Raw genomic sequence first — 25,627 nt, 5'->3', positions numbered from 1 at the left:
GCATGGGGACGACGGACAGGAGGCCCGTGGCGGGACAGCCACGGGCCTCCTGTCCGTCGCGGTTGGCGTCCGGACCGTGCCGCGCGACACGCCCGGACGGCCCTGCTAGACTCAGTCCCTGACTTCGGCGAGGGCTGCGTACGCGCGGCCGTGATCGACGCGGTGGGATACCCGGCAAGACCCTGGGATCGTTCCTCACGCGTGCACGCGTTCGAGTTGCAACACCACAGACCCCCACGATGCCGGCACCCCGGCGTCGTCCCCGACACCAGGAGGCACCATGGCCGACTACACCAAGCTCGCAGCGGAAGTCCGCACCAAGTTCGGCAAGGGCGCTGCTCGCAAGCTCCGCGCGGCCGACAAGATCCCCGCCGTCGTCTACGGCCACGGGACCGAGCCGAAGCACATCTCGCTGCCCGGTCACGAGACCATGCTGCTCGTCCGTACCGCCAACGCGGTCGTCGACCTCGACATCGAGGGTGCTGCCCAGCTCGCCCTCGTCAAGGACGTCCAGCGTGACCCGGTGCGTCAGATCATCGAGCACATCGACCTCGTGGTCCTCCGCCGTGGCGAGAAGGTCACGGTCGACGTGCCCGTCGTCATCGAGGGCGAGTCCTTCTCCGGCACCATCCACGTGCAGGACCTCAACACGATCTCGCTGCTCGTGCTCGCCACCGACATCCCGGAGCACGTCTCCGTGAACGTCGAGGGCCTCGAGGACGGCGTGCAGATCCACGCCTCGCAGCTCGAGCTCCCCGAGGGCGCCGAGCTCGAGACCGACCCCGAGGCGCTCGTCGTCGCGATCGTCACCCCGCGTGGCACCGCTGACGACGACGCTGCGGACGAAGCCTCGGCCGAGGCCGGCGCCGAGTCGGGTGCCGAGGGCGCCGCGGACTCCGAGTAACACCCCCTTCGAAGACATCTGGTCGACGCTGTGACGGACAACATCCTCGTGGTGGTCGGGCTCGGGAACCCCGGGCCCGACTACGCGGGCAACCGCCACAACGTCGGCCAGATGGTCCTCGACGAACTCGCGTCCCGCATGGGTGCGACGTTCAAGAAGCACAAGACGCCGAACCAGGTCGCCGAGGGGCGCCTGGTGCCCGGCGGCACACGACTCGTGCTGGCGAAGCCCGGGTCGTTCATGAACACCTCGGGCGGACCGGTCTCCTCGGTGCTCGGGTTCTACAGCGCCACCCCGGCCGACCTCGTCGTCGTGCACGATGAGCTCGACCTGCCGTTCGACACCGTCCGCCTGAAGGGTAGTGGCGGGCACGGCGGGCACAACGGGCTGCGCGACATCATCAAGGCCACCGGGACGAACGAGTTCATGCGCGTCCGGGTCGGCATCGGGCGTCCGCCCGGTCGGCAGGACCCGGCCGACTACGTGCTGCGTGACTTCTCCGCAGCCGAGAAGAAGACGCTCCCGATCCTGCTGGCCGACGCCGCCGACGCGGTCGAGGCGATCGCCGAGGTCGGCCTGCTCGCCGCACAGCAGCGCGTGCACGCTCCGTCCTGAGTGTTCCGCGCTGTTCGCCCGTCGCGCACGGCGCGGTCGGCGTCGGTGGTGGCCGGTACCATCTCCTGAGTGACGATCTCGGGCATCATCCCTGCGCTCTCGCGCGCCTCCGCCTTCGATCGCGTGCTGCGCGCCGCACCGCGCGACGCCGACTTCTCCGTCGTGGACGGCCTGCGCGTGCCGCTGCTCGGTGCGCTGCTCGCCGAGCGCAACGGTCCGCAGTGCGTCCTCGTCATCACGGCGACTGGGCGTGAAGCCGAAGCGGTCCGCGAAGCGTTCGGCAGCTACGTCCCCGACGCCGAGGTGCTCGAGTTCCCCGCGTGGGAGACCCTGCCGCACGAGCGTCTCAGCCCGAGCCCCCAGACCGTCGGCACACGCATCGCGACGCTCCGCAAGCTCGCTGCGTGGCAGGCGACGGACCCGACCGAGCGGCGCCAGACCGTCGTCGTCGCGAGCGTCCGAGCCGCGCTGCAGCCGATCGCGAGCAACCTGACGTCCCTGGCGCCGGTGGTGCTCCGGACCGACTCGCGGGGCAACGACCTGGCGGCGATCTCGGCGCAGCTGGTGGACCTCGCCTACTCGCGCGTCGACCTCGTCACCCGCCGTGGTGAGTTCGCGGTGCGCGGTGGCATCCTCGACGTCTTCCCGCCGGCGGCCGACCACCCGGCGCGTGTCGACTTCTTCGGCGACGAGATCGAGGCGATCAAGGCGTTCTCCGTCGCCGACCAGCGCACCACCGAGGACGACCTCGGTTCGGTCGAGCTGACCGCCTCGCGCGAACTCCTGCTCAGCGAGGAAGTCCGGCAGCGGGCCCGCGAGATGCTGCACGAGTTCCCGAACCTGTCCCAGATGCTCGCGAAGATCGCCGAGGGCATCCCGGTCGAGGGCATGGAGTCGCTCGCTCCGGCGCTCGTGCAGGACCTCGTTCCGATGACCTCCTACCTGCCGGACGACGCCACCATCGCGGTGTTCTCGCCCGAGCGGGTGAACGGCCGCGCGAACAGCCTGGCCGAGACGAACACCGAGTTCCTGCAGGCGGCCTGGAGCGCAGCGGTCGCCGGGGCACAGGCCCCGATCGACCTCGACGCGGGCAACTTCCTGACCGTGCAGCAGCTCAAGAACACCCGCGGGCAGCGCACCTGGTGGACGGTGTCGCCGTTCGACTCCGGCCTCGACGAAGGGGACACCGAGCGCGTCCTCACCGACGCCGAGGCCGCTGCCGAAGCCGGCGAGTACATCCGCGTCCGGGCGGAGGCGGTGCCGAGCTTCGCGGGCAGCGCCGACGGGGCGATCGCGCACGTCAAGTCGCTGACCGACGACGGGTGGGCGGTCGTGGTGACCGCGCAGGGGCAGGGCCTGGTCGAACGTGCGGTGCAGGTGCTGGCCGACGCCGGGGTCGCCGCCCGTGCCGCAGCGGTCGACGCGCCGCCCGAGCCGGGGTTCGCCGTCGTGACGACCGCGACCGTCGAGCACGGTTTCGCCATCCCCGACCCCCGCATCGCGGTCCTGAGCGAGGCCGAGTTCTACGGCCGCAGCGTCCAGCAGGGGGCCCGCACCGTCAAGAAGCTCGCGAGCCGGCGCAAGAACGTCGTCGACCCGCTGCAGCTCAAGCCGGGCGACGTCGTCGTGCACGCGACCCACGGCATCGGCAAGTTCGTCGAGCTCGTCAGCCGCGAAGTGAGCTCGGGTGGACGCAACGCGGTGAAGACGCAGCGCGAGTACCTCGTGCTCGAGTACGCGCCGTCGAAGCGCAACTACCCGGGCGACAAGCTCTTCGTGCCGACCGACCAGCTCGACCAGCTGTCCCGCTACGTCGGTGGTGAGTCCCCGACCCTGTCGAAGATGGGCGGCTCGGACTGGTCCGCCGCCAAGTCGAAGGCGCGCAAGGCCGTCCGCGACATCGCCGTCGACCTGGTCAAGCTGTACTCGGCGCGGATGGCGTCGAAGGGGCACGCGTTCGGTCCCGACACCCCGTGGCAGCGCGAGCTGGAAGAGGCGTTCCCGTTCGCCGAGACCGCCGACCAGCTCACCACGATCGACGAGATCAAGCGCGACATGGAACGGCCGATCCCGATGGACCGCCTGCTCTCCGGCGACGTCGGCTACGGCAAGACCGAGGTCGCGATCCGTGCCGCGTTCAAGGCCGTGCAGGACGGCAAGCAGGTCGTCATGCTCGTCCCGACGACCCTGCTCGTCCGCCAGCACATGGAGACCTTCCAGGAGCGCTTCGCCGGGTTCCCGGTGCACCTGCGCGCCCTGAGCCGGTTCCAGACCGAGAAGGAGTCGAAGGAGACCATCGCCGGGCTCGCCGACGGCACGGTCGACATCGTCATCGCGACCCACCGGATCCTGTCGCAGGGCATCACGTTCAAGGACGTCGGTCTCGTCATCATCGACGAGGAACAGCGGTTCGGCGTCGAGCACAAGGACCAGCTCAAGAAGTTCAAGACGAACGTCGACGTGCTGGCGATGTCGGCGACCCCGATCCCGCGCTCGCTCGAGATGGCGGTCACGGGCATCCGCGAGATGTCGACCCTGGCCACCCCGCCAGAGGACCGGCACCCCATCCTGACCTTCGTCGGGCCGCAGTCCGACCTGCAGGTCGCCGCCGCAATCCGCCGCGAGCTCCTGCGTGAGGGCCAGGTGTTCTACGTGCACAACCGGGTGAAGGACATCCAGTCGGTCGCCGCACACCTGGCCGAGATCGTGCCGGACGCCCGCATCGCCGTGGCGCACGGGCAGATGTCGGAGACCACCCTCGAGCAGGTCATGGTCGACTTCTGGGAGCGTCGCTTCGACGTCCTCGTCTCGACGACGATCATCGAGACCGGTCTCGACATCGCGAACGCCAACACGCTCATCATCGACAAGGCCGACAAGTACGGGCTGTCGCAGCTGCACCAGCTGCGCGGTCGGGTCGGCCGTGGCCGCGAGCGCGGGTACGCGTACTTCCTCTACGACTCCGACAAGCCGCTGTCCGAGACCGCGCAGGACCGCCTCGAGACCATCGCCGCGAACAACGAGCTCGGTGCGGGCATGCAGGTCGCCATGAAGGACCTCGAGATCCGCGGGGCGGGCAACCTGCTCGGTGGTGAGCAGTCCGGCCACATCGCGGGTGTCGGGTTCGACCTGTACCTCCGGATGATCGGCGAGGCGGTGTCGCAGTTCCGTGGCGACGTCGCCGAGGGGCAGACCGAGCTCCGCCTCGAGATCCCCGTCGACGCGCACATCCCCGAGGACTACGTCGAGTCCGAGCGGCTCCGGCTCGAGGCGTACCAGAAGCTGTCGGCGGCCTCGGCTCCGACGGCGCAGCCGAACGCGATCGACATGGTGCTCGACGAGCTCACCGACCGCTACGGGCAGCCGCCGCAGGCCGTGCAGACCCTGGTCGAGGTCTCCCGCCTGCGTCGGATGGCGCAGCAGGTCGGCTTGTCCGACGTCGTCGTGATGGGTTCCAACCTGCGGGTTGCCGGCAAGGAACTCGCCGACTCGTCACAGGTGCGCCTGAAGCGCATGTTCCCGGGGGCGCGCTGGTTCCCGCAGCAGAACGCGTCGAGCATCCCCGTGCCGCGCCCGCACGACCAGGCGCTGCCGGACGACGCCCTCATCCAGTGGGTGGAGAGCATCCTCACCGCCGTGTACGGGGCGACGACCCCGGCGGAGGCGCCGGCCGCGTAGACGCGGCCCGTGACGGACTGGTCCACGGCGCGCACGCCGCTCGCGACGATCCACGCGTCGAACGACGCGTGCCGTGTCGCGGAACGGGTGCGAAGCCGCTACTCGGTGTCCTCGGCCTCGGACAGTTCGCGGCGCGCGCGGTACGCCCGCGCACGCAGGGTGACGACGACCGCCGACGCGACGATGGCGATGCCCGATCCGACGAGCACGGCGAGGACGCCCTCGTCGAGGATCTCCTCGTTGCGGGCGAACGCCAGCTCGTTCATGAGCAGCGACACCGTGAACCCGATGCCGCCGAGCACGCCGACGGTGATGATGGAGAAGAACGACAGCGACGAGCGGCCGGGGGAGCGGAAGATCCGCGTGGCGATCGTGCCGAACAGGGTGATGCCGATGACCTTGCCGACCGGTAGCGCGAGGACGACCGCCCAGAACGTGGGGGAGAGCTCGCTGATGCCGACCGCGGGGATGATGACGGCGGCCGACGCGAACGCGAACACCGGCAGCACGATGGCGTTCGACCACGGCTCGACGTTCTCGTGCAGGGTGTGGCCCGGGCGGCGGGGCAGCACGAGCCCGAGGGCGACGCCGGCGATGGTGGCGTGCACACCGGAGTGGTAGACGAGCCACCAGGTCAGGAGCCCGACGACGACCATCGCCACGATGATCAGCGTCTGTCCGGAGCGCCCCGGACGGAGCATCCGGCCGAGCAGCCAGAACGCCGCGAGCGTGACGACGGCACCGGCGAGGGCCAGGAAGTCGGTGTCGTGGGCGAACACCACGGCGATGATGATGATCGCGATGAGGTCGTCGAGGACGGCCAGCGCGAGCAGGAACACCCGGATGCCGCTCGGCAGCCCGCGACCGAACATGGCGAGCACCCCGAGCGCGAACGCGATGTCCGTCGCCGTCGGGATCGGCCACCCGTGCGTGTACTGCGTGCCCGCGGTGACGAGCAGGAAGATGCCGGCCGGGACGAGCACGCCGCCGACCGCGGCGATGGCGGGGATGATCGCGGTCTTGGGGTTCGACAGCTCACCGTCGACGAGTTCCTGCTTCAGCTCGATCGCGACGAGCAGGAAGAAGACCGCGAGCAGGCCGTCGCTGATCCAGTGCGCGATCGACAGGTCGAGGCCGAGGGCGCCGAGCGGCAGGTGCGCGTCGAGCAGCCGTTCGAGGCCGGGGCCGACCGGGGAGTTCGCCACCAGCAGGCCGAGGACGGCGGCGGTGAGGAGCGCGATGGCGCTGAAGCGGGGGGAGCGGACGAGGGACGACATGGATCTCCGTCTCGAGGGGTCGGGTGAGTGTCCGTCGACCAGACTTCCCGACACACCACCGCCAGTCTACGGGAGTGGGACCATGGCCGGATGACCGCCGTACCGGACCTCGTGACCGTCGTCGACCGCCTGCTCGCCGAGGACGGCGGGTGCGTCTGGAACCGGGCGCAGACCCACGCCTCACTCGCCCGGTACGCCGTCGAGGAGTCGTACGAACTCGTCGACGCCATCGACGACGGCGACCCGGCCGACGTCCGCGAGGAACTCGGCGACCTGCTCTACCAGGTGGTCCTGCACGCGGGGATCGCCGCCCGGGCGGGGGACTTCACGCTCGAGGACGTCGCCGCCGGGGTGCGGGACAAGATGACCAGGCGGCACCCGCACGTGTTCGGTGACGAGACGGCGGACACCGTCGAGGACGTCGTGCGGGTCTGGCGTGCGGCGAAGGCGTCCGAGAAGGCGAGCCGGCGGAGTGCGTTCGACGGGGTGCCGCGGGCGATGCCGCCGCTGGAGCGTGCGGTGAAGCTGTTGGAACGGCTGCAGGAGCGTGGGGACGCCGACGCGGTCGTCGCCTCCGTCGTCGGGGCCGGTTCCGGCGTCGGCCTGGAGGCCCGTGGTGCGTCCGCCGCGCTGGCGGCGGACGACGGGGTGGGCACGGCCGACCCCGTGTGGGGGCGAGCGGTGCTCGGGGAGATCGCGGCTGCAGCGGGGCGCGGGGTGGACCCGGTAGCGAGTCTGCGGGCCGCGGTGACGGAGCTCGAGGAGGCCGGTCGCGCTGCAGAGTGATCCCCGGTGCGCGAGGTCGCTCCGGGCTCGGAGGATTCGGGCGGGAGAGAACGGGCGCCCTCCCAACCCGAAAAAGAGAGGGCGCCCGTGAGCGGGCGTCGGCTCCACCAGGGAGAGGGGCCGACAGGGAATCCCGCTCGAACCGCGGGACGCACTGCAGCACGTCGCCCCGCGAACGATCCGGAACGTGGATCAGGCACGATCCGGACCGAGGTTCTGCATGCAGTATGCCAGTGGATCGGAAGGCGCGCAAGCCGGGGACGGCCGTCTGCCAGAATTGGCCGCATGGCAACGACCGTGACGGCACCCCGTGGCATGCGTGACTTCCTCCCGGCGGACAAGGCCCGGCGCGAGCACGTGCTCGGTGTCGTGCGGGACGTCTACTCGCGGCACGGTTTCGACGAGATCGAGACCCCGGTGGTGGAGGACGCTGCGCGGCTGCACTCCGGGCTGGGTGGCGACAACGAGAAGCTGGCGTTCGCGGTGATGAAGCGCGGGCTGACCACCGAGGACCTGCAGGGCGCCGTGGCCCCGCTGGACCTCGCCGACCTCGGTCTGCGGTTCGACCTGACCGTTCCCCTCGCACGCTTCTACGCCTCGCACCGTGCGGAGCTGCCGTCGGTCTTCCGTTCCGTGCAGATCGCCCCGGTCTGGCGCGCTGAGCGCCCGCAGAAGGGCCGCTACCGCCAGTTCGTGCAGTGCGACATCGACATCCTGGGGGAGCCCGGGCAGCTCGCCGAGATCGAGCTCATCCGCGCGACGACGGCGGCCCTCGACGCCCTCGGTGTCAGTGGCACGACGATCCGGATCAACGACCGCCGGATCCTCCTGGCACTCCTCGCGTCGTGGGGGATCACCGAGCCCGCTGCTGCCGACCGCGCGCTCATCACGATCGACAAGCTCGACAAGATCGGCGCGGACGGCGTCGCGGCAGAGCTCCGCAGCACCGTGGGCGCCGACCTGCCCGGGCTCGAGGACACCATCCGCGCGCTCGAGGCCGCGGACTGGACGTCGGTCGAGGGCGCGCCGTGGCTGGACGCCGAGGCCTTCGCCGACCTGCTCCGCCTGCGCGAGGCGCTGCCCGGGGTGGACCTGCGGTTCGACCCGACGCTCGTGCGCGGCATGGGCTACTACACGGGCACGATCTTCGAGGTCGCGCACCCCGACTTCGGCTACAGCCTCGGTGGCGGTGGCCGGTACGACGGCATGATCGGCCGGTTCCTCGGGCAGGACGTCCCCGCCGTCGGGTTCTCGCTCGGCTTCGAACGGCTCGTCGACCTGGTGACCCTGCCGGAGTCCGCCGAGGCCGACGCCGTCGTGCTCGTGTACGACAAGGACGTCGACCCGGTCCGGCTCGCCGCGCTGAAGACCGAGGCGCTGGCGTCCCACCGGCGCGTCCGGCTCGAGCGCCGCACGAAGAACACGAAGAACCTGCTCGCCGGCCTCGCCGCGCAGGGCTTCACGGCGTTCGCGACCGTCTCGGCCGACACCGCGTCGCTCGAGGGCGTCGCGTTCCGCCCGCTCGACTGAGCACCCTGTCCCCGTTCCAGCACGGACTCGTCCACAGGTCGGCGTCACGGCCGACGTCGTGTTCACCTCCGCTCGCTAGGATCGACACCGCAATCACCACAACCAATGTGTAGGGAGTACCCCGTGGCCCTGATCGATGCCGTAGGCGCACGCGAAGTCCTCGATTCCCGAGGCAACCCGACGGTCGAGGTCGAGGTCCTCCTCGACGACGGCGTCGTGTCCCGCGCGCTCGTCCCGTCCGGTGCATCCACCGGCGCGTTCGAGGCGTACGAGCTGCGCGACGGCGACGCCTCGCGCTACGGCGGCAAGGGCGTGCTCAAGGCCGTCGACGCCGTCCTCGACGAGATCGGCCCGGCGCTCGAGGGCTTCGACGCCACCGACCAGCGCCTCGTCGACGCCGCGCTCATCGAGCTCGACGGCACCGAGAACAAGTCCCGCCTCGGCGCGAACGCGATCCTCGGTGCCTCGCTCGCCGTCGCCCGTGCCGCAGCCGACTCGGTCGACCTGCCGCTGTTCCGCTACCTCGGCGGCCCGAACGCGCACACGCTGCCCGTCCCGCTGATGAACGTCGTCAACGGCGGTGCCCACGCGGACACCAACGTCGACATCCAGGAGTTCTTCCTGGTGCCGTACGGCGCCGAGTCCTTCTCCGAGGCACTCCGCTGGGGCGTCGAGACCTACCACGCCCTCAAGGGCGAGCTGAAGAAGCAGGGCCTGGCCACCGGCCTCGGCGACGAGGGTGGCTTCGCGCCGGAGCTCGCGTCGAACCGCGCCGCGCTCGACTTCCTGCTCACCGCGATCGAGAAGGCCGGCTACACGCCCGGCAAGGACATCGCCGTCGGCCTCGACGTCGCGTCCACCGAGTTCTTCTCGGACGGCAAGTACCAGTTCGAGGGCAAGCAGCTCTCGAGCCAGGAGTTCACCTCCTACTTCGCCGAGCTCGTCGCGAACTACCCCCTCGTCACCATCGAGGACCCGCTGGCCGAGGACGACTGGGAAGGCTGGTCGCACCTGACCGCCGAGCTCGGCGACAAGGTCCAGATCGTCGGCGACGACCTGTTCGTCACGAACCCGAAGCGTCTGCAGCGGGGCATCGACGAGAAGGCCGCGAACTCGATCCTCGTCAAGGTCAACCAGATCGGCACGCTCACCGAGACCCTCGACGCGGTCTCGCTCGCGCACCGTCACGGCCTGACCTCGATCCTGTCGCACCGCTCCGGCGAGACCGAGGACACCACGATCGCGGACATCGCGGTCGCGGTCGACGGTGGTCAGATCAAGACCGGCGCCCCGGCCCGCTCGGACCGCGTCGCGAAGTACAACCAGCTGCTCCGCATCGAGGAAGAGCTCGGCGACGCCGCGGTGTACGCCGGCCGCTCGGCCTTCCCGCGCGCCGCGTCGCTGTAACCAGCCGGGCCAGCAGCACCCGCACCACCGAGACGCCGTCCTCCTCCACGAGGACGGCGTCTCGTCGTGTGTGCGGCCCCGGACTGCCGAGCGGTCAGCATGCGCCGTGCGGTCAGCACGTGCCGAGCGGTCAGCACGCGCCGCGCGCGCTGCGTCGAGTGGTCACGAGTCGTCGGCTGGCCCGGGCCCGGACGACAGGACGTGACCACCGGACGTGCGTCGGGCGGTGTGTGGTGACCACTCCGAGTGCGGGGCGGACGGACGGGCCGGAGCCGTGCCTCCCGGCTGCCTCGATCGGACCCGGACCCGCCCGCCGCCGGCGTCACGCCGTCGTGTCAGCCTGACGCCCCGAAGTCCGTGAGACGCCGCCGGATCCGGAGGCGTCTCGACGAGACGACGGCGTCTTCTGGTGGGCAGCACCGTGGGACGCGAGACGCTGAGAGGGCGCCGAACGGCCGCGTGCCGGGCTGCCCGACCGACCAGCCCGGGTTATCGTCGGACCGTGCCCAGCCAGAAGCCCCGCGTCCGCCGCGTCCCCGTGGCGATGCCCGACGGCAGCACGCCCGCGCACCCCTGGTACCGCTCGATCCACTTCTCCGGGTTCAGCCTGCTCATGCTCGCGATCATCGTGCTGTTCGTGGTGGTGCTCGCGCCGTCGCTCCGGACGCTCATCCAGCAGCAGGAGCAGATCGCCCAGCAGCAGCAGGAGGTCGCCAACCAGAAGGCCGACGTCACGCAGAAGAAGCAGGACGTCGCGCGCTGGGACGACCCGGCGTACATCGAGGCGCAGGCCCGCGACCGGCTGCTCTACGTGTACCCGGGCGAGGAGAGCTACCTCGTGATGGGCACCGAGGACAAGCGGGCCGCGAAGACCCCGACCACCGACTCCGGCACCCCCGTGAGCGCGAAGGTGCAGACCCCCAAGGTCGACTGGGTGCAGGCGATGCTCTCGTCGGTGCTGCAGTCCGGACTGACGGACGAGCGTGCTGCCGACCTCGTCGCCCCCGACGTCTCCGGTACGGGCGACAGCAAGTAGTCCGAGGCGCGGAGCCGTCCGGGCCGACGGTGCGCGGGGTTCCGCTTCTCCGGTAGGCTCACGTTCCCGTGACGACCCCTCCCTTCGACCCGCCCTCCGAACGCGACGTCCAGGTCGTGTCGGCGCAGCTCGGCCGACCGGCACGTGACGTCATCGGGATCGCGGCACGCTGCGTCTGTGGCAACCCCACCGTCGTCTCCACGAAGCCCCGGCTGTCGAACGGCACCCCGTTCCCGACGTTCTACTACCTGTGCCACCCCGCGGCCACCGCTGCGGTCAGCACCCTCGAGGCCAACCAGGTCATGCCCGAGCTGGCAGCCCTGCTCGAGGACCCCGAAGTCGCCGCGCAGTACCGCGCGGCCCACCAGGCCTACCTGGCCGACCGCGAGTCGATCGAACACGTCGACGAGATCGACGGCATCAGCGCCGGTGGCATGCCCACCCGCGTGAAGTGCCTGCACGCCCTCGTCGGACACGCCCTCGCCGCCGGACCCGGCGTCAACCCCATCGGCGACCTCGCGCTGGAGCGCGCGGACTGGTCGCCCTCCCGGTGTGTGTGCCGGGCGTATGATGACGGTGCAGACGCTGGAGTCGGGGCGGGTGGCGGCGAAGTCTGACCCGACTCCCGCACACCCCCATCCAAGGAGATCATCCCCCGTGCCCAAGATCCTCGTCGTCGGCGGCGGTTACGCCGGTTTCTACACCGCATGGAAGCTCGAGAAGCACCTTCGCCAGGGCGAAGCCGAGGTCGTCATGGTGGACCCGCTGCCGTACATGACGTACCAGCCGTTCCTGCCCGAGGTCGCCGCCGGTTCGATCGAGCCGCGTCACGCGGTCGTCGCGCACCGCCGCCACCTCAAGAAGACGCGCGTCGTCACGGCGAAGGTCACCAAGGTCGACCACGCCACCAAGACGGCGACGATCACCCCGACCGAGGGCGAGGCGTGGGAGGAGTCCTACGACCAGATCGTCATGACCGCCGGCGCGGTGTCCCGCACGTTCCCGATCCCGGGCGTCGCGGACGAGGCCATCGGCCTGAAGACCATCGAGGAAGCCGCGTCCATCCGTGACCGCATCCTCAGCAACTTCCACAAGGCGGCGAACCTGCCGGCCGGTCCCGAGCGCGACCGCCTGCTCACCGTCGTCGTCGTCGGTGGTGGCTTCGCCGGCATCGAGGTGTTCGCCGAGCTCCGCTCCTTCGTCACCGACCTGCTGAAGAGCCACCCGCAGCTGTCCTTCGACGACACGCACTTCCACCTGGTCGAGGCGATGGGCCGCATCATGCCCGAGGTCTCGCTGGAGACCTCGCACTGGGTGCTCAAGAACCTCGCCGAGCGCGGCGCGACCGTGCACCTCGAGACCCAGCTGGCCTCGGCCGTCGGCGGCGTCTGCGAGCTCAAGACGAGCGACGGCGCGATCGAGACGATCCCGTCCGACCTCATCATCTGGACCGCCGGCGTCATGGCGAACCCGATGGTCAAGGGCACCGACTTCCCGCTCGAGCAGCGTGGCCGCATCCGCGTGCAGCCCGACCTGCGCGTGGTCGACGACAACGGCGTGATCGCCGACGCATGGGCCTGCGGCGATGTCGCAGCCGTGCCGGACCTGACCGGTGGCGGTGTCGGCGGGTTCTGCGTGCCGAACGCCCAGCACGCCGTGCGCCAGGCCAAGCAGCTCGCGAAGAACGTCGTCGCGACCATCCGTGGCGAGGCGACGACCGACTACAAGCACGAGAACCTCGGTGCCGTCGCGGGCCTCGGCCTGGGAACCGGTGTGTTCCAGTCCGGCAAGTTCGCCATGAAGGGCTTCCTGGCCTGGGGCGCACACCGCGGCTACCACGGCCTGGCCATGCCGTCGTGGGAGCGCAAGTGGCGCGTCATCGGCGACTGGGTCGGTGGCTTCTTCCTGGGCCGCGACATCGTGTCGCTCGACGACCGCGAGACCCCGCGTGCCGCGTTCGAGGCGTTCGCGTCCCGTCCGAAGCCCGCTGCCGAGGCCCCGGCTGGGCCCGCCGCAGCCCCCGCTCCGGAAGAGGGCAAGGTCGCCGGTGCCGCCGGCCCCGTCTACGGCGAGCCCGCGAAGGACGTCTCGAACGCCCCCGAGCCGGTGACGGCCCCGGCCGACGCCAAGTAGCACCGCTCGCCACGAAGGCGGTCACCCCGTGCGGGGTGACCGCCTTCGTGCATCGGTAGGCTGTTGCGGCCCGCCCCCGTGGCCCAATCGGTAGAGGCACGCGACTTAAAATCGCTGAGTTGTGGGTTCGAGTCCCACCGGGGGTACCGACTTCGAGAACCGACACACGACTTACAATCGCTGAGTTGTGGGTTCGAGTCCCACCGGGGGTACCAATTACCGCGCACCCCGCGGAACCCGCACGACCAGTAGCATCGACGATCGTGGTCGGACTCGGAAGCGCACTCGCCAACCTGCAGAACGCCCTCCGCCGACCGGAGGCCCACGTCGAGGTCGTCGACGGCGAGAGCGTCCCGGTCGGCATGCTCCTCGGCACCCTCGGTGCGCTGCTCCTGGACGCCGGCAGCTCCGTCACCGACGTCCGGTCGGCGCTCGAGAAGGCCCGGGACGCCGCCGGGGTCGGACCGACGCTCGCGATCGGCGTCCTGCCCGCCCTGGTGATGGTGAGCGAGGTCTCCACCGGCGCCGCCACCATCGTCAACGCCGAGGGCATCGAACTGTCCTCCCGCCAGGCGGCTCGTGCGAACCGCGTGGTGCTCGGGCTCGAGAGCGGCTCCATCGCCCTCGCCGAGATCCCCGCCCGCGTCCGGGCCATCCGCGCCGGCACCGTCCCGCCGCCCGCCCTGCCGTGGATCCTCGGCAACGCCCTGACCTCGGCCGGCCTGGCCGTCGTGTTCCGCTGCCCGTGGTGGGCGATCGTCCTGGCGCTCGTCGTCGGTGGGCTGGTCGGGGTGATCGGCCTGGTCCTCCGGCGCTTCCGCGAGGCCGTTGCGATCATCCCGTTCCTGGCCGCGTTCGTGTCGACGGCCATCGTCGGCCTCGTCGCCGCGGGTGCCGGGTTCGAGCAGGTCCCGCTCTTCGCCGTGTGCGCTCCGGTGGCGGTGTTCGTCCCCGGCGCCCTCATCACCAATGCCCTGCTCGAACTCACCGCCGCGGACATCGTCACCGGGTCGTCGCGACTGGTGCAGGGCCTCATCATGCTCGGCTTCATGGCCGCCGGCATCGCGTCGGGCAGTGCCCTGACCGGGCTGCACGTGGACCCGTCGTCGGCAGCGCTCGTGGGCGAGGTCGCGGGCGTCGGCACGGACCTGGCCGGCTGGGAGGCCGTGCCGGTCTACTGGGTCTCGTGGGTGGCGGTCGTGGTGCTCGCGGTCGGACTCGGCCTGGTGTTCCGGTCCGGGTGGCGCCTGACGCTCGTGTCGGTGGCGGTCATGGTCACCGCCTACGCCGTGGTGAGCGGGACGACGCCGCTCTGGGGCAGTGTCGTCGCGACCGGCGCCGCAGCGGCGCTGCTCTTCGTCGCGACACGGTTGCTCGAGCGGCTGGTGCCGGCGATCCCGGCGACGGTGTCGTTCTTCCCGGCGTTCCTGCTGCTCGTGCCGGGGACGGTCGGTCTGGTGGCGGTGGCCACCTTCGACCCCGAGGCGCTCGCCACTCCGCTCGCGACCTTCGTCAGCCTGTGCATCGGGACGAAGATCGGCGGGCTCCTGCCCGGCCTCTTCGCCCGCAACGCGCCCCGGCGCGCGGTGGACGCGACCGGCTGACGGACGGCAGGCGCGGGGCGGCGTCACCACGGGCCTCCAGGCCGTCGCCGTCCGAGCGCCGTCCGAGCACCGTCGTGACGCGACCAGTGGACCCGGTCGGGAGGCCCGGCTCGTTTCAGACGCGCGCCGCGCGCCGCTCGGTGCGCAGCCAGACCAGGGCCGCGATCGCGGCCGCCACGCACGCTGCGGCGATCCCGACGAGCAGTACCGGGGCAGCGTGCGTCCCGGTGGTCCCCGAGTAGACGGCCGTGGTCAGCGCCACGGCGACCACCGCGAGCGCGACGTACCGACCGCGCGAAGCGGCGAGCAGCGCGCTGCCGGCGGACCCGGTGACGGGCAGCAGGGTCGCGACCACGGCACCCAGGCCGCCGACGCACAGCGTGATGGCGAACTCCGACCCGAGCGACACCCAGAAGCCCCCGCCGGCGAGCAGGCTGTGCAGCACCCAGCCGACCGCCGCGAGACCGAGCAGGGCCAGCACCCGCCAGGTCGCTCCCCGGGCGCTCCCGGCGATCCCGGTACCGAGGCGGAGCGGGCCGGTGCCCAGACCGGGCCTGCCCGACGGGACGAGGACGACGCCGACGATGAGGGCGGGGGAGAGGTCTGCCACGCGCGTGATGCCGCAGGCCACGAGCGCCGCGAGCACCAGCCACGGCGACACCCGGAAGCCGATGGTCCGGTGGTCGGTGCCCGCTGCCCACCGTGTGGCGAACACGACCGCGGCGGTCAGGACCGCGGTACCGGCGAGGACCGCGATCGCCAGACGGGCGTACCGGGCCTCGAGCTCGACACCGACGCCGAGCAGGGTGCAGAGAGCCGCGACGGACACCGCGATGGTGATGGATGCCCAGGTCGGCAGGACGTCGTCGCCCCGGGCACGGTCGGACCGGGAGCGGTTGCGGCCGAGGAGCCCGGCGAACGGCGACCGGAGACGGCCGCGGGCGACGGCGGCCACCAGCGCCAGCGGCGCGGCGATCAACAGGAGGAACCCGGCTGCGACGGCGGTGGCGACCAGGACGGTCCGCCACGAGAACGCGGCCTGGATGGTCGGGACGGTGCCGTCGTAGGAGGTCGCCGCGGTCCAGTCGCCGGCGGGGCCGGACCAGTCGGTGTGTCCTCCGGCGCTGCCGACGCCGGCCGGGCTACCGGTGCCGGAGCCACTGCCGCTGCCTGAGCCACCGCCGGCCGTGGGGCCGTTGCCACCGTTGCCGTGGTCGCCGCTGTCCGTTCCGGTGCCGGTGCCGGGCGTGCCAGCGCCGGGCGTGCCGTCGACGCCGGTGCCCGCCGTGCCGGGGGTGCCCGCCGTCGCGTCGGAGCCCGGCGTCGGCCCTCCGGGGGTCCCCGGGGTGTCCGTCGCGCCCGGGGTCGGTGTGCCGGTCGGCGCCGTCGTCGCGGATCCCGCCGTGACCCGCACGGCGGCCGAGGACCGGGAGTAGTTGCCCGCAGCGTCGTGCTGCGTCGCGGTGAGCCGGTGCTCGCCGGCGCGCAGGGTCGATCCCGCGGTGGAGCACGACCACGAGGCGTCCGTCCCCACCAACACGCCGCACACCGGAGCACGATCGACGTACACCGTCACGCGAGCGCCGGGCTCGCCGGTGCCGGTCACCGTCGTCGACCGGGTGCCGATCCGCTGGCCGTCGTCCGGCGTCGTGATGCGCGGGGCAGCCGGTGCGGTGCGGTCGACCGTGACCGTCACGGGCGCCGAGGCCGCGCTCCGCAGGTCGGACCGGTAGCCGCGCGCGGTACTGGCCGTCTGCGAGGCGGTCACGGTGAACCGGCCGTCCGCTCGGGTGCCGAGTGCTGCGACCCACCGACCGTCCGGGCCGACCGGGGCGGTCTGCTCGGTCGTGGACCCGGACACCGACAGCGTCACCGTCGATCCGGGGAACCCGGTGCCGGACACGGTGCCGCCGGTGGGGCCGGCAGCCTGCAGGGTCGGCGGGACGATGACGTCCGAGGCCGGAGCGTTCGCGACGGGGAGTCCGGTGGCGACGAGGTCACGCACCGTGAAGACCTGCTGCGGGCCGGACCGGACGGTGCCGAGGCATGCCCAGGATCCGTCGGACCCCACCCGAGCCGTGCACCCGGACGAACCGGTCGCGGTCGGACCGGACACCCGGACGCTGTGCCCCGGCGTGCCGGTGCCGTGGAAGCGGGTGGTGCCCGTCGTGACGTCACCGGGATCCGCGATCGTGGGCCGCACGGCCGGACGCGTGGGGGTCGGCAACGGAGCGCCCGGTCGGCCCGTGCTCGGCGGCGCGATCTCGCTCGGATCGGGACTCGCCGTCGGCTCGGCCGTGGGCGGGGACGCGTCGGTGGGAGCCGCTGCGGCTCGGGGTTCCGCAGCCGCGGCGGCCTGGGGCTCCGCAGTCACGGCGACCGCGACGGCCGGTGCTGCCGCGGCACCGAGGAGGGCCGCGACGAGGACCGTCGTCGCCGCTGCGAGCAGGGCGAAGCGGGGTCGACGACGAGGGCCGTCGCCCCCGACGGCCCCTTCGTCCACGTTGTCCCCGCGCGTGTTCACCGGACCCATCCCACGGGATCGAGCGCCTCTGGTCAATACACCTCGCGGATGAGGTTGCGGATCGGGCAGCAGTCCGAATGCGCGGTGTGCGTGACTCGGGAATCGGCCGTGAACACTGCTCAGCGAACGGAGCATGCAGACTGCATCGATAGACTTCACGACGGCCGTTCAGGCCATCGCAGCACCGCGGATCCCGACGCGCAAAGGAGTACGCCCGCATGGACACCGGACTCGTCACGACGCTCATCGTCGTCGGAGTGGTGGTGGTCATCCTGGTGATCATCGGGATCTACCTCTGGGTGACGTACAACGCCCTCGTCACGCTCAAGGTGCGGGTCGACGAAGCCTGGAGCGACATCTCGGTGCAGCTGAAGCGCCGCGCCGACCTCATCCCCACGATCGTCGACACCGTCAAGGGGTACGCCACGCACGAGAAGGCGGTCTTCGACGACGTGACGAAGGCCCGCGCCGAGACCCTGTCGGCCGGTGACGCCGACACGGCCTCCGCTGCCGAGGGACACATGCAGAAGGCACTGAAGAGCGTCTTCGCGGTGGCCGAGGGGTACCCGCAGTTGCAGTCGAGCCAGAACTTCCTGCAGCTGCAGTCCGAGCTCGTCGACACCGAGGACAAGATCCAGGCCGCTCGACGGTTCTACAACGGTGGCGTGCGCGAGCTGAACACGAAGATCCGGGTGTTCCCGAACTCCACGTTCGCGAAGAACCGCGGCTTCACCGAGGCCACGTTCTTCGAGACGAACGAGCCGGCGGCCATCGCCGAGCCGCCGCGCGTCCAGTTCTGACCCCAGCGTCGGAGCCGACGTGTACAGCGCCATCGCGCGGAACAAGCGGAACACCGTCGTCATCGTCCTGGTGTTCCTGCTGATCATCGGTGCGCTCGGGTTCCTCGGCGGGTACCTCGCCGGGAACGTCTCGATCGGGTTCATCGTCCTGGTGGTCGCACTGGGCTACGCCGTGCTGCAGTACTTCCTGGCGGCACGACAGGCCACCGCCATCGCGGGTGGGATCGAGATCGACCGGGCCGCCGAGCCGCGACTCTGGCGCACCGTCGAGAACCTGGCCATCTCGACCGGCATGCCGATGCCCCGGGTGTTCGTCATCCCCGACCCCGCCCCGAACGCCTTCGCCACCGGGCGGGACCCCGAGCACGCGGTCGTCGCGGCGACGACCGGGCTGCTCGAGCTCATGGACGAACAGGAGCTGCAGGGCGTGATGGCGCACGAGCTCGGGCACGTCCGCAACTACGACATCCGGGTGTCCACGATGGTCTTCGGTCTCGTCGTGGCCGTCGGATTCATCGCCGACATCCTGCTCCGCATCTCGGTCTTCAGCGGTCTGTCCGGCGGGCGGAACCGCAACTCGGACAACGGCGGCAGCGCCAACCCGGTCCTGTTGATCGCCGGCATCGCCGCCGTCGTCGTGGCCCCGATCGCCGCGGCGGGCGTGCAAGCCGCGGTGTCCCGGCAGCGCGAGTACCTGGCGGACGCGACGGGCGTGATGACCACGCGGTACCCCGAGGGCCTGGCGCGGGCGCTCGAGAAGCTCGGGGCGTACGGCCGTCCGGTGCAGACGCAGAACTCCTCGATGGCGCACCTGTGGATCGCCGACCCGATGCGCCCCGGGGTGATGGACCGGCTGTTCTCGACGCACCCGCCGCTGCCCGACCGCATCGCTCGTCTGCGCGCGAACGCCGAGCGGTTCTGACGGGTCAGCGAGCGTCACCAGCGTCGTCGACTGCCGCGTCCTGCTCGGCACGCGCGACCGGCTGGGCCGCATCCGTGTCGTCCGCGGACACGTGCGGCACCAGGGGGAGACCGAGCGCTCCGGCAACGGCAGGTGCTGCGGTGCCACGATCGGTCACCTCGATCGCCCCCAGGCCCTGCCAGCTCGCGGTCCGCCGCAGGGTCTCGGCGAGTCGCTCGGGGTCCAGGTGCTCGCCGGGTTCCTGCCACGCGGTCCGGACCCGGAGCACGCCCCGCTGCCGGTCGCTCTTCAGGTCGATCCGACCGACGAGCCGGTCGTCCTGCAGCACCGGGAGCACGTAGTAGCCGAACACCCGCTTCGGCGCCGGCGTGTAGATCTCGATCCGGTAGTGGAAGCCGTACATCCGCTCGGCCCGCCGTCGGAACCAGACGACCGGGTCGAAGGGGCTCAGCACCGCGTCCGCCGTCAGCTGCCGGGGTACCCGCGCATCGGCGTGGAGCCAGGCCCGCTCGCCCCAGCCCTCGACCCGCACCGGGACGAGTTCCCCGGCGGCGGCGAGTGCGGCGATCGCGGCGGCGGTGTCGTCGGAGCGCAGTCGGTAGTAGTCCGCGATGTCCGCTCGGGTGCCGACACCGAGCGCGCGCGATGCCCGACGCACGAGTTCGAGCACGGCGTCGGCGCGTGCCGGAGCGGTCTCGAGGAAGCCGTCGGGCAGCACCTGCTCGGGCAGGGCGTAGACGCGCTCGAACCCGGCGCGTCCGGCGCTGACCGTCTCGCCCCACCGGAACATCTGCTCGAGCCCGAGCTTCACGTCGCTCCACCCCCACCAGGGGCCACGTCGCACGTTCGACTCGTGCTCCACCGCGCTGGCGGGCATCGGCCCCTCGCCCCGCAGCAGGGCGTGCAGCTCGCGGCGGACGGCAGCGGTCCGGGTGACCCCGTCGATCCTGGTCGGTCCGGCGTCGCGCTCCCGCAGGGCGTCCATCCGCCACCGGAACAGCCGCAGGTCGTCGCGGGGGATGAACGCGGCCTCGTGCGCCCAGTACTCGGTGTACGGGCCGGACCGCCCGAGCGTCAGCCGGTCGAGCGTCGAGCGGTCGTAGGTGCCGAGCCGGGCGAAGAGCGGCAGGTAGTGGCTGCGTTCGAACACGTTGACGGAGTCGATCTGCAGCAGGCCGAGCCGCCCGAACGCGGCGTTCACCGCACGTGTCGACACCGGGTCGGCGGGTGGTCGTCCGAACCCCTGTGCGGCGAGTGCGACCCGACGGGCCTCGGCGGCGGAGAGCGTCGACCTGGGCATGCGGCGACGCTACCGAAGGCCGCCGACACGAGGATCCATGCACGTATGCCGCATCTGGCACCTGACCGGAAGCACGTCGGTACAATCAGGCCATGGCATGGGGAAGCAAGCAGACTCATCCCGACCCCGTGGTCGAGGAATCGGTCCCGATCGGCGTCCGCATCGCCGGTGCGTGGTCGTGGCGAGCGCTCGTCGTCGTGGGTGTGATCGCCGTCTTCATCTGGCTGGTCACGGTCTTCAGCGAGATCCTCATCCCCTTCCTGGTCGGGATCGTCGTCTCGGCGCTCCTGGTGCCGATCTCGAACTGGCTGCAGCGCCACCACGTGCCGAAGTGGCTCGCGGTCGTCATGAGCCTGCTCGGCGGCGTCGCGGCCCTGGGTGCCCTGGTCTGGCTCGTCGTCGACCAGGTGATCGCGTCGTACCCGTCCCTGCGTGACCGGACGATCGACCAGTACGCCAACATCAAGGACTTCGTCCTGAACTCCGGGTTCGGCATCAGCCAGACCGACGTCAACGGCTGGCTGGACGACGGCACGAAGTGGCTGCAGGACAACTCCGCGTCGATCCTGTCCGGTGTCGCCAGTGCCGGGTCGGGCGCGACCCATGCGTTCGCAGCGCTCTTCATCACCCTGTTCACCACGATCTTCCTGCTGATCGACGGCAAGAACGTCTGGCGCTGGTCCGTCCGGCTGTTCCCGAAGAAGGCGCGTGCAGCGGTCGACGGCGCCGGTGTCGCCGGCTGGATCACCCTGACGAGCTTCATCCGGGTGCAGATCTTCGTCGCCTTCGTCGACGCGGTCGGCATCGGCCTTGGGTCCTTCATCGTCGGGCTCTTCTTCGGTGGCATGCCGCTCGTGATCCCGATCGCGGCCTTCGTCTTCCTCGGCGCCTTCATCCCGGTCGTCGGCGCCATCGTCACGGGCTTCTTGGCGGTGTTCGTCGCACTGATCTTCAACGGCCCCCTCGCCGCCGTCCTGGTCCTCGGCGTCGTGCTCCTCGTGCAGCAGATCGAGGGGCACATCCTGCAGCCCCTCGTCATGGGCAACGCGGTCAAGGTCCACCCGCTCGCGGTCGTCCTCGGCGTCACCGCGGCGTCGGGTCTCGCCGGCATCGCCGGAGCCTTCTTCGCCGTGCCGCTGATCGCGACGCTGAACGCCATGGTCACCACCATCGCGAGCGGCCGCTGGCGCCGGCTCGACTCCGACCACGTGCTCGAAGCGACGCCGAAGCGCGGGCAGCACGGCCAGATCCAGTTGCTCCGGCGGCGCCGGCACAAGGTCGGCGACGACGTCCCGGCCCCGGGTGTCGACGCTGGTCCCTCGGCCGAAGAAGGCACCGCCAGCACCAACTGAGCGTCACACGAGTTCGCCGCCGCGGCTCGGAACGACGATGATGGGGGAGTGACCGACACCAGCGCATCCCCGCACACGCTCACCGCGATCCCGACCCTCGCGGACATCGAGGCGGCGCGCGAGACCATCAAGGGCGTCGCGCGAGTCACCCCGATGGAGACGTCGCAGTTCCTCGCCGAACTGCTCGGGTCCCCGGTGCACCTGAAGTGCGAGAACCTGCAGCGCACCGGTGCGTACAAGGTGCGCGGTGCCTACAACCGGCTCTCCACCCTGTCCGCCGAACAGCGCGCCAAGGGCGTCGTCGCCGCCAGTGCCGGCAACCACGCGCAGGGCGTCGCGCTCGCTGCGCGCGAGCTCGGGATCCCCGCGACGATCTTCACGCCGGTCGGGGTCGCCCTGCCGAAGCTGCAGGCCACCCGCCACTACGGCGCCGACGTCGTGCTGCGGGGCCACTCCGTGGAAGAGGCGTTGAGCGCCGCGAAGGACTTCGCCGCCCACACCGGTGCCGTGTTCATCCCGCCGTTCGACCACCCGGCCGTCATCGCGGGGCAGGGCACGCTCGGCCTCGAGATCATCGACCAGGTGCCGGACGTCGACACCGTGGTGGTGCCGATCGGTGGCGGCGGTGTCATCTCCGGCATCGCACTCGCGGTCAAGGGCATGGCCGAACGGCTCGGTCGGCCGATCCGGGTGATCGGCGTGCAGGCCGAGAACGCCGCTGCCTACCCGTCGTCGATCCGCGCCGGTGAACCCGTCACGATCACCACGAAGCCGACCATCTCCGACGGGATCGCGGTGGCGCGGCCCGGCGACCTGAACTTCCCGATCATCCGCGACCTGGTCGACGACATCGTCACCGTCTCGGACGACGACACCGCCCGCGCCCTGCTCGTCCTGCTCGAGCGCGCCAAGCTCGTGGTCGAGGCCGCGGGGGCCGTCGGCGTCGCCGCGATCATGTCCGGCGCCGTCCGCGACACCGGCCGCACCGTGGTGCTGCTGAGCGGCGGCAACATCGACCCGCTGATGATGGAGCGCGTGATCACCCGCGGTCTCGTTGCAGCGTCCCGGTACATCGGGATCCGCATCATGCTGCCGGACCGCCCGGGCCAGCTGTCCCGCGTCGCCCAGGTCATCTCGGACGCCGGCGCGAACGTGGTCGAGGTGCTGCACACCCGCCACGGGCAGGGCCTGGTCATCAACGAGGTCGCGCTCGACCTGTCGATCGAGGCCCGCGGCCCCGAGCACGCGCAAGAGGTCATCCAGCGTCTGCACGAGGTCGGGTTCCGCCCCGAGCTCCTGGAGCACTAGTCCGCGACGGGCTGACGCGACATGAACGCTGTCGTGCGACAGCGTTCATGTCGTTCCGCGTCCGCCCCGCGCCCTGGGCGCGACCAGCGGAGAGACAGGAGGCCCATGGCGGTCTCGCCACGGGCCTCCTGTCTGCAGTGGGCCGGGTCTACGGCTCGTAGCGCTCGATCTTGACGACCTCGACGGCGATCTCCTTGCCGTTCGGCGCCGTGTAGGTGGCCTTGTCGCCGGCCTTGAGGCCGACGATGGCCGCGCCGACGGGGCTGACCGGGCTGTAGACCGTCAGGTCCGAGCCCTCGGCCACGATCTCGCGGCTGCCGACCAGGAAGGTGGACTCGTCGCCGGCGATGACCGCCGTGACGACGGTGCCCGGCTCGACGGTGCCGTCGAACTCGGCTTCGCTGACGGTGGCGTGCTTGAGGAGCTCGGTGAGGACGCGGATGCGGGCCTCGATCTTGCCCTGCTCGTCCTTGGCGGCGTGGTAGCCGCCGTTCTCCTTGAGGTCGCCCTCTTCGCGAGCGGCCTCGATGCGGCGCGCGATCTCGGCACGGCCCTCGCCGCTCAGCTCGTCGAGCTCCGCCTTGAGACGGTCGTGCGCCTCCTGGGTCAGCCAGGTGACCTGCGTGTCGTTGCTCATGTTCTGTCCCTTCGACCATGAAAAAACGAGACCGGCCGAGTGGTCGGTCTCGAGAGGCGAATCAGGACAGTCTAGGGAATCCAGCAGTCGTGGATCAACCCGGTCACGCCCCGCGTCGTCGTGGTGACCTGCGTGGAGATGCTCCGACTGCGCTGTTCGGACGCCGGCACGGTGATCTCCTTCCAGCCCACGATCGAGTAGCTCTTGTCGAGCACCTGGACGGCGCACTTCGCCTCGACGCCCGGATCGACGGACACCTGCGAGTGGACGACGGTGCTGTGCTCGGACAGGACCTCGTACCCGATGACGTCCTGGTCGAGGCCACGATCGGACTGGTCGAGCCCCGCCCAGATCACCCACGCCCCGAAGACCACGACGACCGCGATGGCCGCGACGATCGCGAAGAGGCGGCTGCGGCGCTTGCGGGCCGGGGTGCGGCCGTAGCGCTCGTCGAGCGTGGCGGTCTGGTGCTGTTCGGACAGTTCGGGGCTCCCGGGGTGGATATCCTGATCCCAGGGTAGTTCACGCGATGCTGTGCGCTGCCCGCGTCCGACGCCGCTCACCCGCAGTGAGGAACCCCACGTGCCCTACCGCCTGCTGGCAGTCCACGCCCACCCCGACGACGAGTCGAGCAAGGGTGCCGCGACCGCCGCGAAGTACGTGGCCGACGGGCACCAGGTGCTCGTCGTGTCCTGCACCGGCGGCGAGGCCGGCGACATCCTGAACGACCAGCTCGGCGAGCCGGCGACGAGCCGTGCGCACCGCGACATGGCCGGGTACCGCCGCACCGAGATGGCCGCGGCGCAGCAGGCACTCGGCATCGACCACCTGTGGCTCGGGTACCACGACTCGGGGTTGCCCGACGCCGAGAAGGGCGAGACGGTGCGGCCGGGCACGTTCTCGACGGTCCCGCTCGAGTACAGCACCGAGGCGCTGGTCCGCGTGATCCGCCGGTTCCGCCCCCACGTGCTCGTCACCTACGACGAGAACGGCGGCTACCCGCACCCCGACCACATCCGCACGCACGAGGTGTCGATGGCCGCGTGGTCCGCCGCCGCAGACCCGTCGGCGTACCCGACCGCCGGTGCACCCTGGTCGATCGCGAAGCTCTACTACGAGCGCACGATGAACCCGCGCCGTTTCAGCACGATCTTCGAAGCCCTGCAGGAGCGCGACCCGGACAGCCCCGCGGTCGAGCAGCTGCGCGAGTGGGTCGAGCGGTTCGCCGACCGGCCCGACCTCGCCACCACCCACGTGGACGTGCACGAGTACTTCGACCAGCGCGACGCCGCACTCCGCGCGCACGCCAGCCAGGTCGCCCCGGACAGCGCCTTCTTCTACTGGCCGAACGACCTCCTCGCGACGGTGTGGCCGACCGAGGACTACCAGCTCGTGGAGGCACGCGTGCCGACCGAACTCCCGGAGACCGACCTGTTCGCCGGGATCCCAGCCGACAAGGAACCGACCTCGTGAGCACCATCGCGGCGGCACTCGCCGCCACCCCCAGTCCCAGCCCCTCGGTCGTCCCCGACGTCGACGTCACCCCGGGTGTCGTCGGGTTCATCGCGATCGCGCTCGTCGCCATCGTGACGATCCTGCTCGTCGTCGACATGACCCGGCGCATCCGCCGGACCCGCTACCGCGCCGAGGTGCGGGAGCGGCTCGAGGCCGAGGCGAACGGCACCGCGGGTGACGGCACCGCGACGGACGAGCCGGAGGGGCGTGCGGCCGAGGACGGCCGGGCCGACGTCGGCGACGACACCGAGCGCGGCTGACGCGACCGGGTAGGGACTGGAGGCCCGTGGCGGCATCGC

At 71.2% G+C, this 25,627-nt stretch carries 21 protein-coding genes and 1 tRNA gene; 17 read left to right on the top strand and 5 right to left on the bottom strand.

Annotated features, from left to right (window positions below; genetic code table 11):
• Positions 1–280: 280 nt before the first annotated feature.
• The 3 genes from ITJ50_RS08085 (at position 281) to mfd (ending at position 5,197) form a co-directional block, all read left to right on the top strand.
• Entirely contained in the window at positions 281–904 is a 624-nt protein-coding gene (locus ITJ50_RS08085; protein ID WP_042537722.1) for a 50S ribosomal protein L25/general stress protein Ctc, read from the top strand.
• 30 nt (positions 905–934) lie between these two features.
• On the top strand, positions 935–1,519 hold the full coding sequence (gene pth / locus ITJ50_RS08080; protein ID WP_017886754.1) for an aminoacyl-tRNA hydrolase: 585 nt from the start codon (positions 935–937) through the stop codon (positions 1,517–1,519).
• Positions 1,520–1,588: 69 nt separating this feature from the next.
• Complete coding sequence (gene mfd, locus ITJ50_RS08075; RefSeq protein WP_194590267.1) at positions 1,589–5,197, top strand: transcription-repair coupling factor; 3,609 nt, start codon at positions 1,589–1,591, stop codon at positions 5,195–5,197.
• Between the two features lie 98 nt (positions 5,198–5,295).
• Here the strand turns inward: mfd and nhaA are convergent, their stop codons facing one another.
• On the bottom strand, positions 5,296–6,474 hold the full coding sequence (nhaA, locus tag ITJ50_RS08070) for a Na+/H+ antiporter NhaA (protein WP_194590266.1): 1,179 nt from the start codon (positions 6,472–6,474) through the stop codon (positions 5,296–5,298).
• Positions 6,475–6,564: 90 nt separating this feature from the next.
• Between nhaA and ITJ50_RS08065 the strand changes: the two genes are divergently transcribed.
• The 8 genes from ITJ50_RS08065 (at position 6,565) to ITJ50_RS08030 (ending at position 14,970) form a co-directional block, all read left to right on the top strand.
• On the top strand, positions 6,565–7,260 hold the full coding sequence (locus tag ITJ50_RS08065; protein WP_159557497.1) for a MazG family protein: 696 nt from the start codon (positions 6,565–6,567) through the stop codon (positions 7,258–7,260).
• A gap of 285 nt (positions 7,261–7,545) precedes the next feature.
• Positions 7,546–8,790 (top strand): histidine--tRNA ligase, encoded by a 1,245-nt coding sequence (gene hisS / locus ITJ50_RS08060; RefSeq protein WP_159557499.1) that lies wholly within the window; start codon positions 7,546–7,548, stop codon positions 8,788–8,790.
• A 123-nt stretch (positions 8,791–8,913) separates the two neighbouring features.
• Positions 8,914–10,197: a phosphopyruvate hydratase gene (eno, locus tag ITJ50_RS08055; RefSeq protein ID WP_027464494.1), complete on the top strand. Its 1,284-nt coding sequence runs from the start codon at positions 8,914–8,916 to the stop codon at positions 10,195–10,197.
• Positions 10,198–10,699: 502 nt separating this feature from the next.
• Positions 10,700–11,233, top strand: a complete 534-nt coding sequence (locus tag ITJ50_RS08050) for an FtsB family cell division protein (RefSeq protein ID WP_194590265.1) — start codon at positions 10,700–10,702, stop codon at positions 11,231–11,233.
• Positions 11,234–11,301: 68 nt separating this feature from the next.
• Complete coding sequence (locus ITJ50_RS08045; RefSeq protein ID WP_017886747.1) at positions 11,302–11,850, top strand: DUF501 domain-containing protein; 549 nt, start codon at positions 11,302–11,304, stop codon at positions 11,848–11,850.
• 40 nt (positions 11,851–11,890) lie between these two features.
• The gene (locus ITJ50_RS08040; RefSeq protein ID WP_194590264.1) at positions 11,891–13,366 is read left to right on the top strand and encodes an NAD(P)/FAD-dependent oxidoreductase; all 1,476 of its coding nucleotides are present in this window, start codon (positions 11,891–11,893) and stop codon (positions 13,364–13,366) included.
• Between the two features lie 72 nt (positions 13,367–13,438).
• Positions 13,439–13,512: transfer RNA gene (locus ITJ50_RS08035), tRNA-Leu, on the top strand.
• A gap of 117 nt (positions 13,513–13,629) precedes the next feature.
• A complete protein-coding gene (locus ITJ50_RS08030) occupies positions 13,630–14,970 on the top strand; it encodes a threonine/serine exporter family protein (RefSeq protein WP_017886745.1) in 1,341 nt (446 codons plus the stop codon).
• A gap of 115 nt (positions 14,971–15,085) precedes the next feature.
• Here ITJ50_RS08030 and ITJ50_RS08025 read toward each other — a convergent pair whose 3' ends face one another.
• A complete protein-coding gene (locus tag ITJ50_RS08025) occupies positions 15,086–17,494 on the bottom strand; it encodes an Ig-like domain-containing protein (RefSeq protein WP_194590263.1) in 2,409 nt (802 codons plus the stop codon).
• Between the two features lie 218 nt (positions 17,495–17,712).
• On the opposite strand from ITJ50_RS08025, the gene ITJ50_RS08020 reads away from it, so the two are divergent.
• Together ITJ50_RS08020 and ITJ50_RS08015 are read left to right on the top strand one after the other, a co-directional pair.
• Entirely contained in the window at positions 17,713–18,294 is a 582-nt protein-coding gene (locus ITJ50_RS08020) for a LemA family protein (RefSeq protein ID WP_017886744.1), read from the top strand.
• 19 nt (positions 18,295–18,313) lie between these two features.
• Positions 18,314–19,216, top strand: a complete 903-nt coding sequence (locus tag ITJ50_RS08015) for a M48 family metalloprotease (RefSeq protein WP_194590262.1) — start codon at positions 18,314–18,316, stop codon at positions 19,214–19,216.
• 4 nt (positions 19,217–19,220) lie between these two features.
• Here ITJ50_RS08015 and ITJ50_RS08010 read toward each other — a convergent pair whose 3' ends face one another.
• The gene (locus ITJ50_RS08010) at positions 19,221–20,516 is read right to left on the bottom strand and encodes a winged helix-turn-helix domain-containing protein (protein WP_194590261.1); all 1,296 of its coding nucleotides are present in this window, start codon (positions 20,514–20,516) and stop codon (positions 19,221–19,223) included.
• Between the two features lie 92 nt (positions 20,517–20,608).
• Between ITJ50_RS08010 and ITJ50_RS08005 the strand changes: the two genes are divergently transcribed.
• A complete protein-coding gene (locus ITJ50_RS08005) occupies positions 20,609–21,868 on the top strand; it encodes an AI-2E family transporter (RefSeq protein WP_042537710.1) in 1,260 nt (419 codons plus the stop codon).
• Positions 21,869–21,916: 48 nt separating this feature from the next.
• Complete coding sequence (gene ilvA, locus ITJ50_RS08000) at positions 21,917–23,176, top strand: threonine ammonia-lyase (RefSeq protein ID WP_017886740.1); 1,260 nt, start codon at positions 21,917–21,919, stop codon at positions 23,174–23,176.
• 148 nt (positions 23,177–23,324) lie between these two features.
• Here the strand turns inward: ilvA and greA are convergent, their stop codons facing one another.
• A complete protein-coding gene (gene greA / locus ITJ50_RS07995; protein ID WP_017886739.1) occupies positions 23,325–23,813 on the bottom strand; it encodes a transcription elongation factor GreA in 489 nt (162 codons plus the stop codon).
• 71 nt (positions 23,814–23,884) lie between these two features.
• Positions 23,885–24,376 (bottom strand): DUF4307 domain-containing protein, encoded by a 492-nt coding sequence (locus tag ITJ50_RS07990; RefSeq protein ID WP_017886738.1) that lies wholly within the window; start codon positions 24,374–24,376, stop codon positions 23,885–23,887.
• Between the two features lie 19 nt (positions 24,377–24,395).
• On the opposite strand from ITJ50_RS07990, the gene mca reads away from it, so the two are divergent.
• The gene (gene mca, locus ITJ50_RS07985; protein ID WP_139179747.1) at positions 24,396–25,286 is read left to right on the top strand and encodes a mycothiol conjugate amidase Mca; all 891 of its coding nucleotides are present in this window, start codon (positions 24,396–24,398) and stop codon (positions 25,284–25,286) included.
• Positions 25,283–25,588 (top strand): hypothetical protein, encoded by a 306-nt coding sequence (locus tag ITJ50_RS07980; RefSeq protein ID WP_194590260.1) that lies wholly within the window; start codon positions 25,283–25,285, stop codon positions 25,586–25,588. The genes mca and ITJ50_RS07980 overlap by 4 nt, the downstream gene beginning before the upstream one ends.
• Positions 25,589–25,627: the final 39 nt, after the last annotated feature.

Origin of the sequence: Curtobacterium sp. VKM Ac-2889, assembly GCF_015350855.1 — a bacterium.
Classification (GTDB): domain Bacteria; phylum Actinomycetota; class Actinomycetes; order Actinomycetales; family Microbacteriaceae; genus Curtobacterium; species Curtobacterium poinsettiae.
The sequence above is the reverse complement of the archived record's forward strand: the minus strand, read 5'-3'. Positions and strand labels throughout refer to the sequence as shown.

Bases quoted from the DNA above. Each gene is read 5' to 3' on its own strand.
- ITJ50_RS08085 (WP_042537722.1), top strand. From the start codon at position 281: ATGGCCGACTACACCAAGCTCGCAGCGGAAGTCCGCACCAAGTTCGGC.
- greA (WP_017886739.1), bottom strand. From the start codon at position 23,813: ATGAGCAACGACACGCAGGTCACCTGGCTGACCCAGGAGGCGCACGAC.
- ITJ50_RS08020 (WP_017886744.1), top strand. From the start codon at position 17,713: ATGGACACCGGACTCGTCACGACGCTCATCGTCGTCGGAGTGGTGGTG.
- ITJ50_RS08065 (WP_159557497.1), top strand. From the start codon at position 6,565: ATGACCGCCGTACCGGACCTCGTGACCGTCGTCGACCGCCTGCTCGCC.
- hisS (WP_159557499.1), top strand. From the start codon at position 7,546: ATGGCAACGACCGTGACGGCACCCCGTGGCATGCGTGACTTCCTCCCG.
- nhaA (WP_194590266.1), bottom strand. From the start codon at position 6,474: ATGTCGTCCCTCGTCCGCTCCCCCCGCTTCAGCGCCATCGCGCTCCTC.
- ITJ50_RS08005 (WP_042537710.1), top strand. From the start codon at position 20,609: ATGGCATGGGGAAGCAAGCAGACTCATCCCGACCCCGTGGTCGAGGAA.
- ITJ50_RS08010 (WP_194590261.1), bottom strand. From the start codon at position 20,516: ATGCCCAGGTCGACGCTCTCCGCCGCCGAGGCCCGTCGGGTCGCACTC.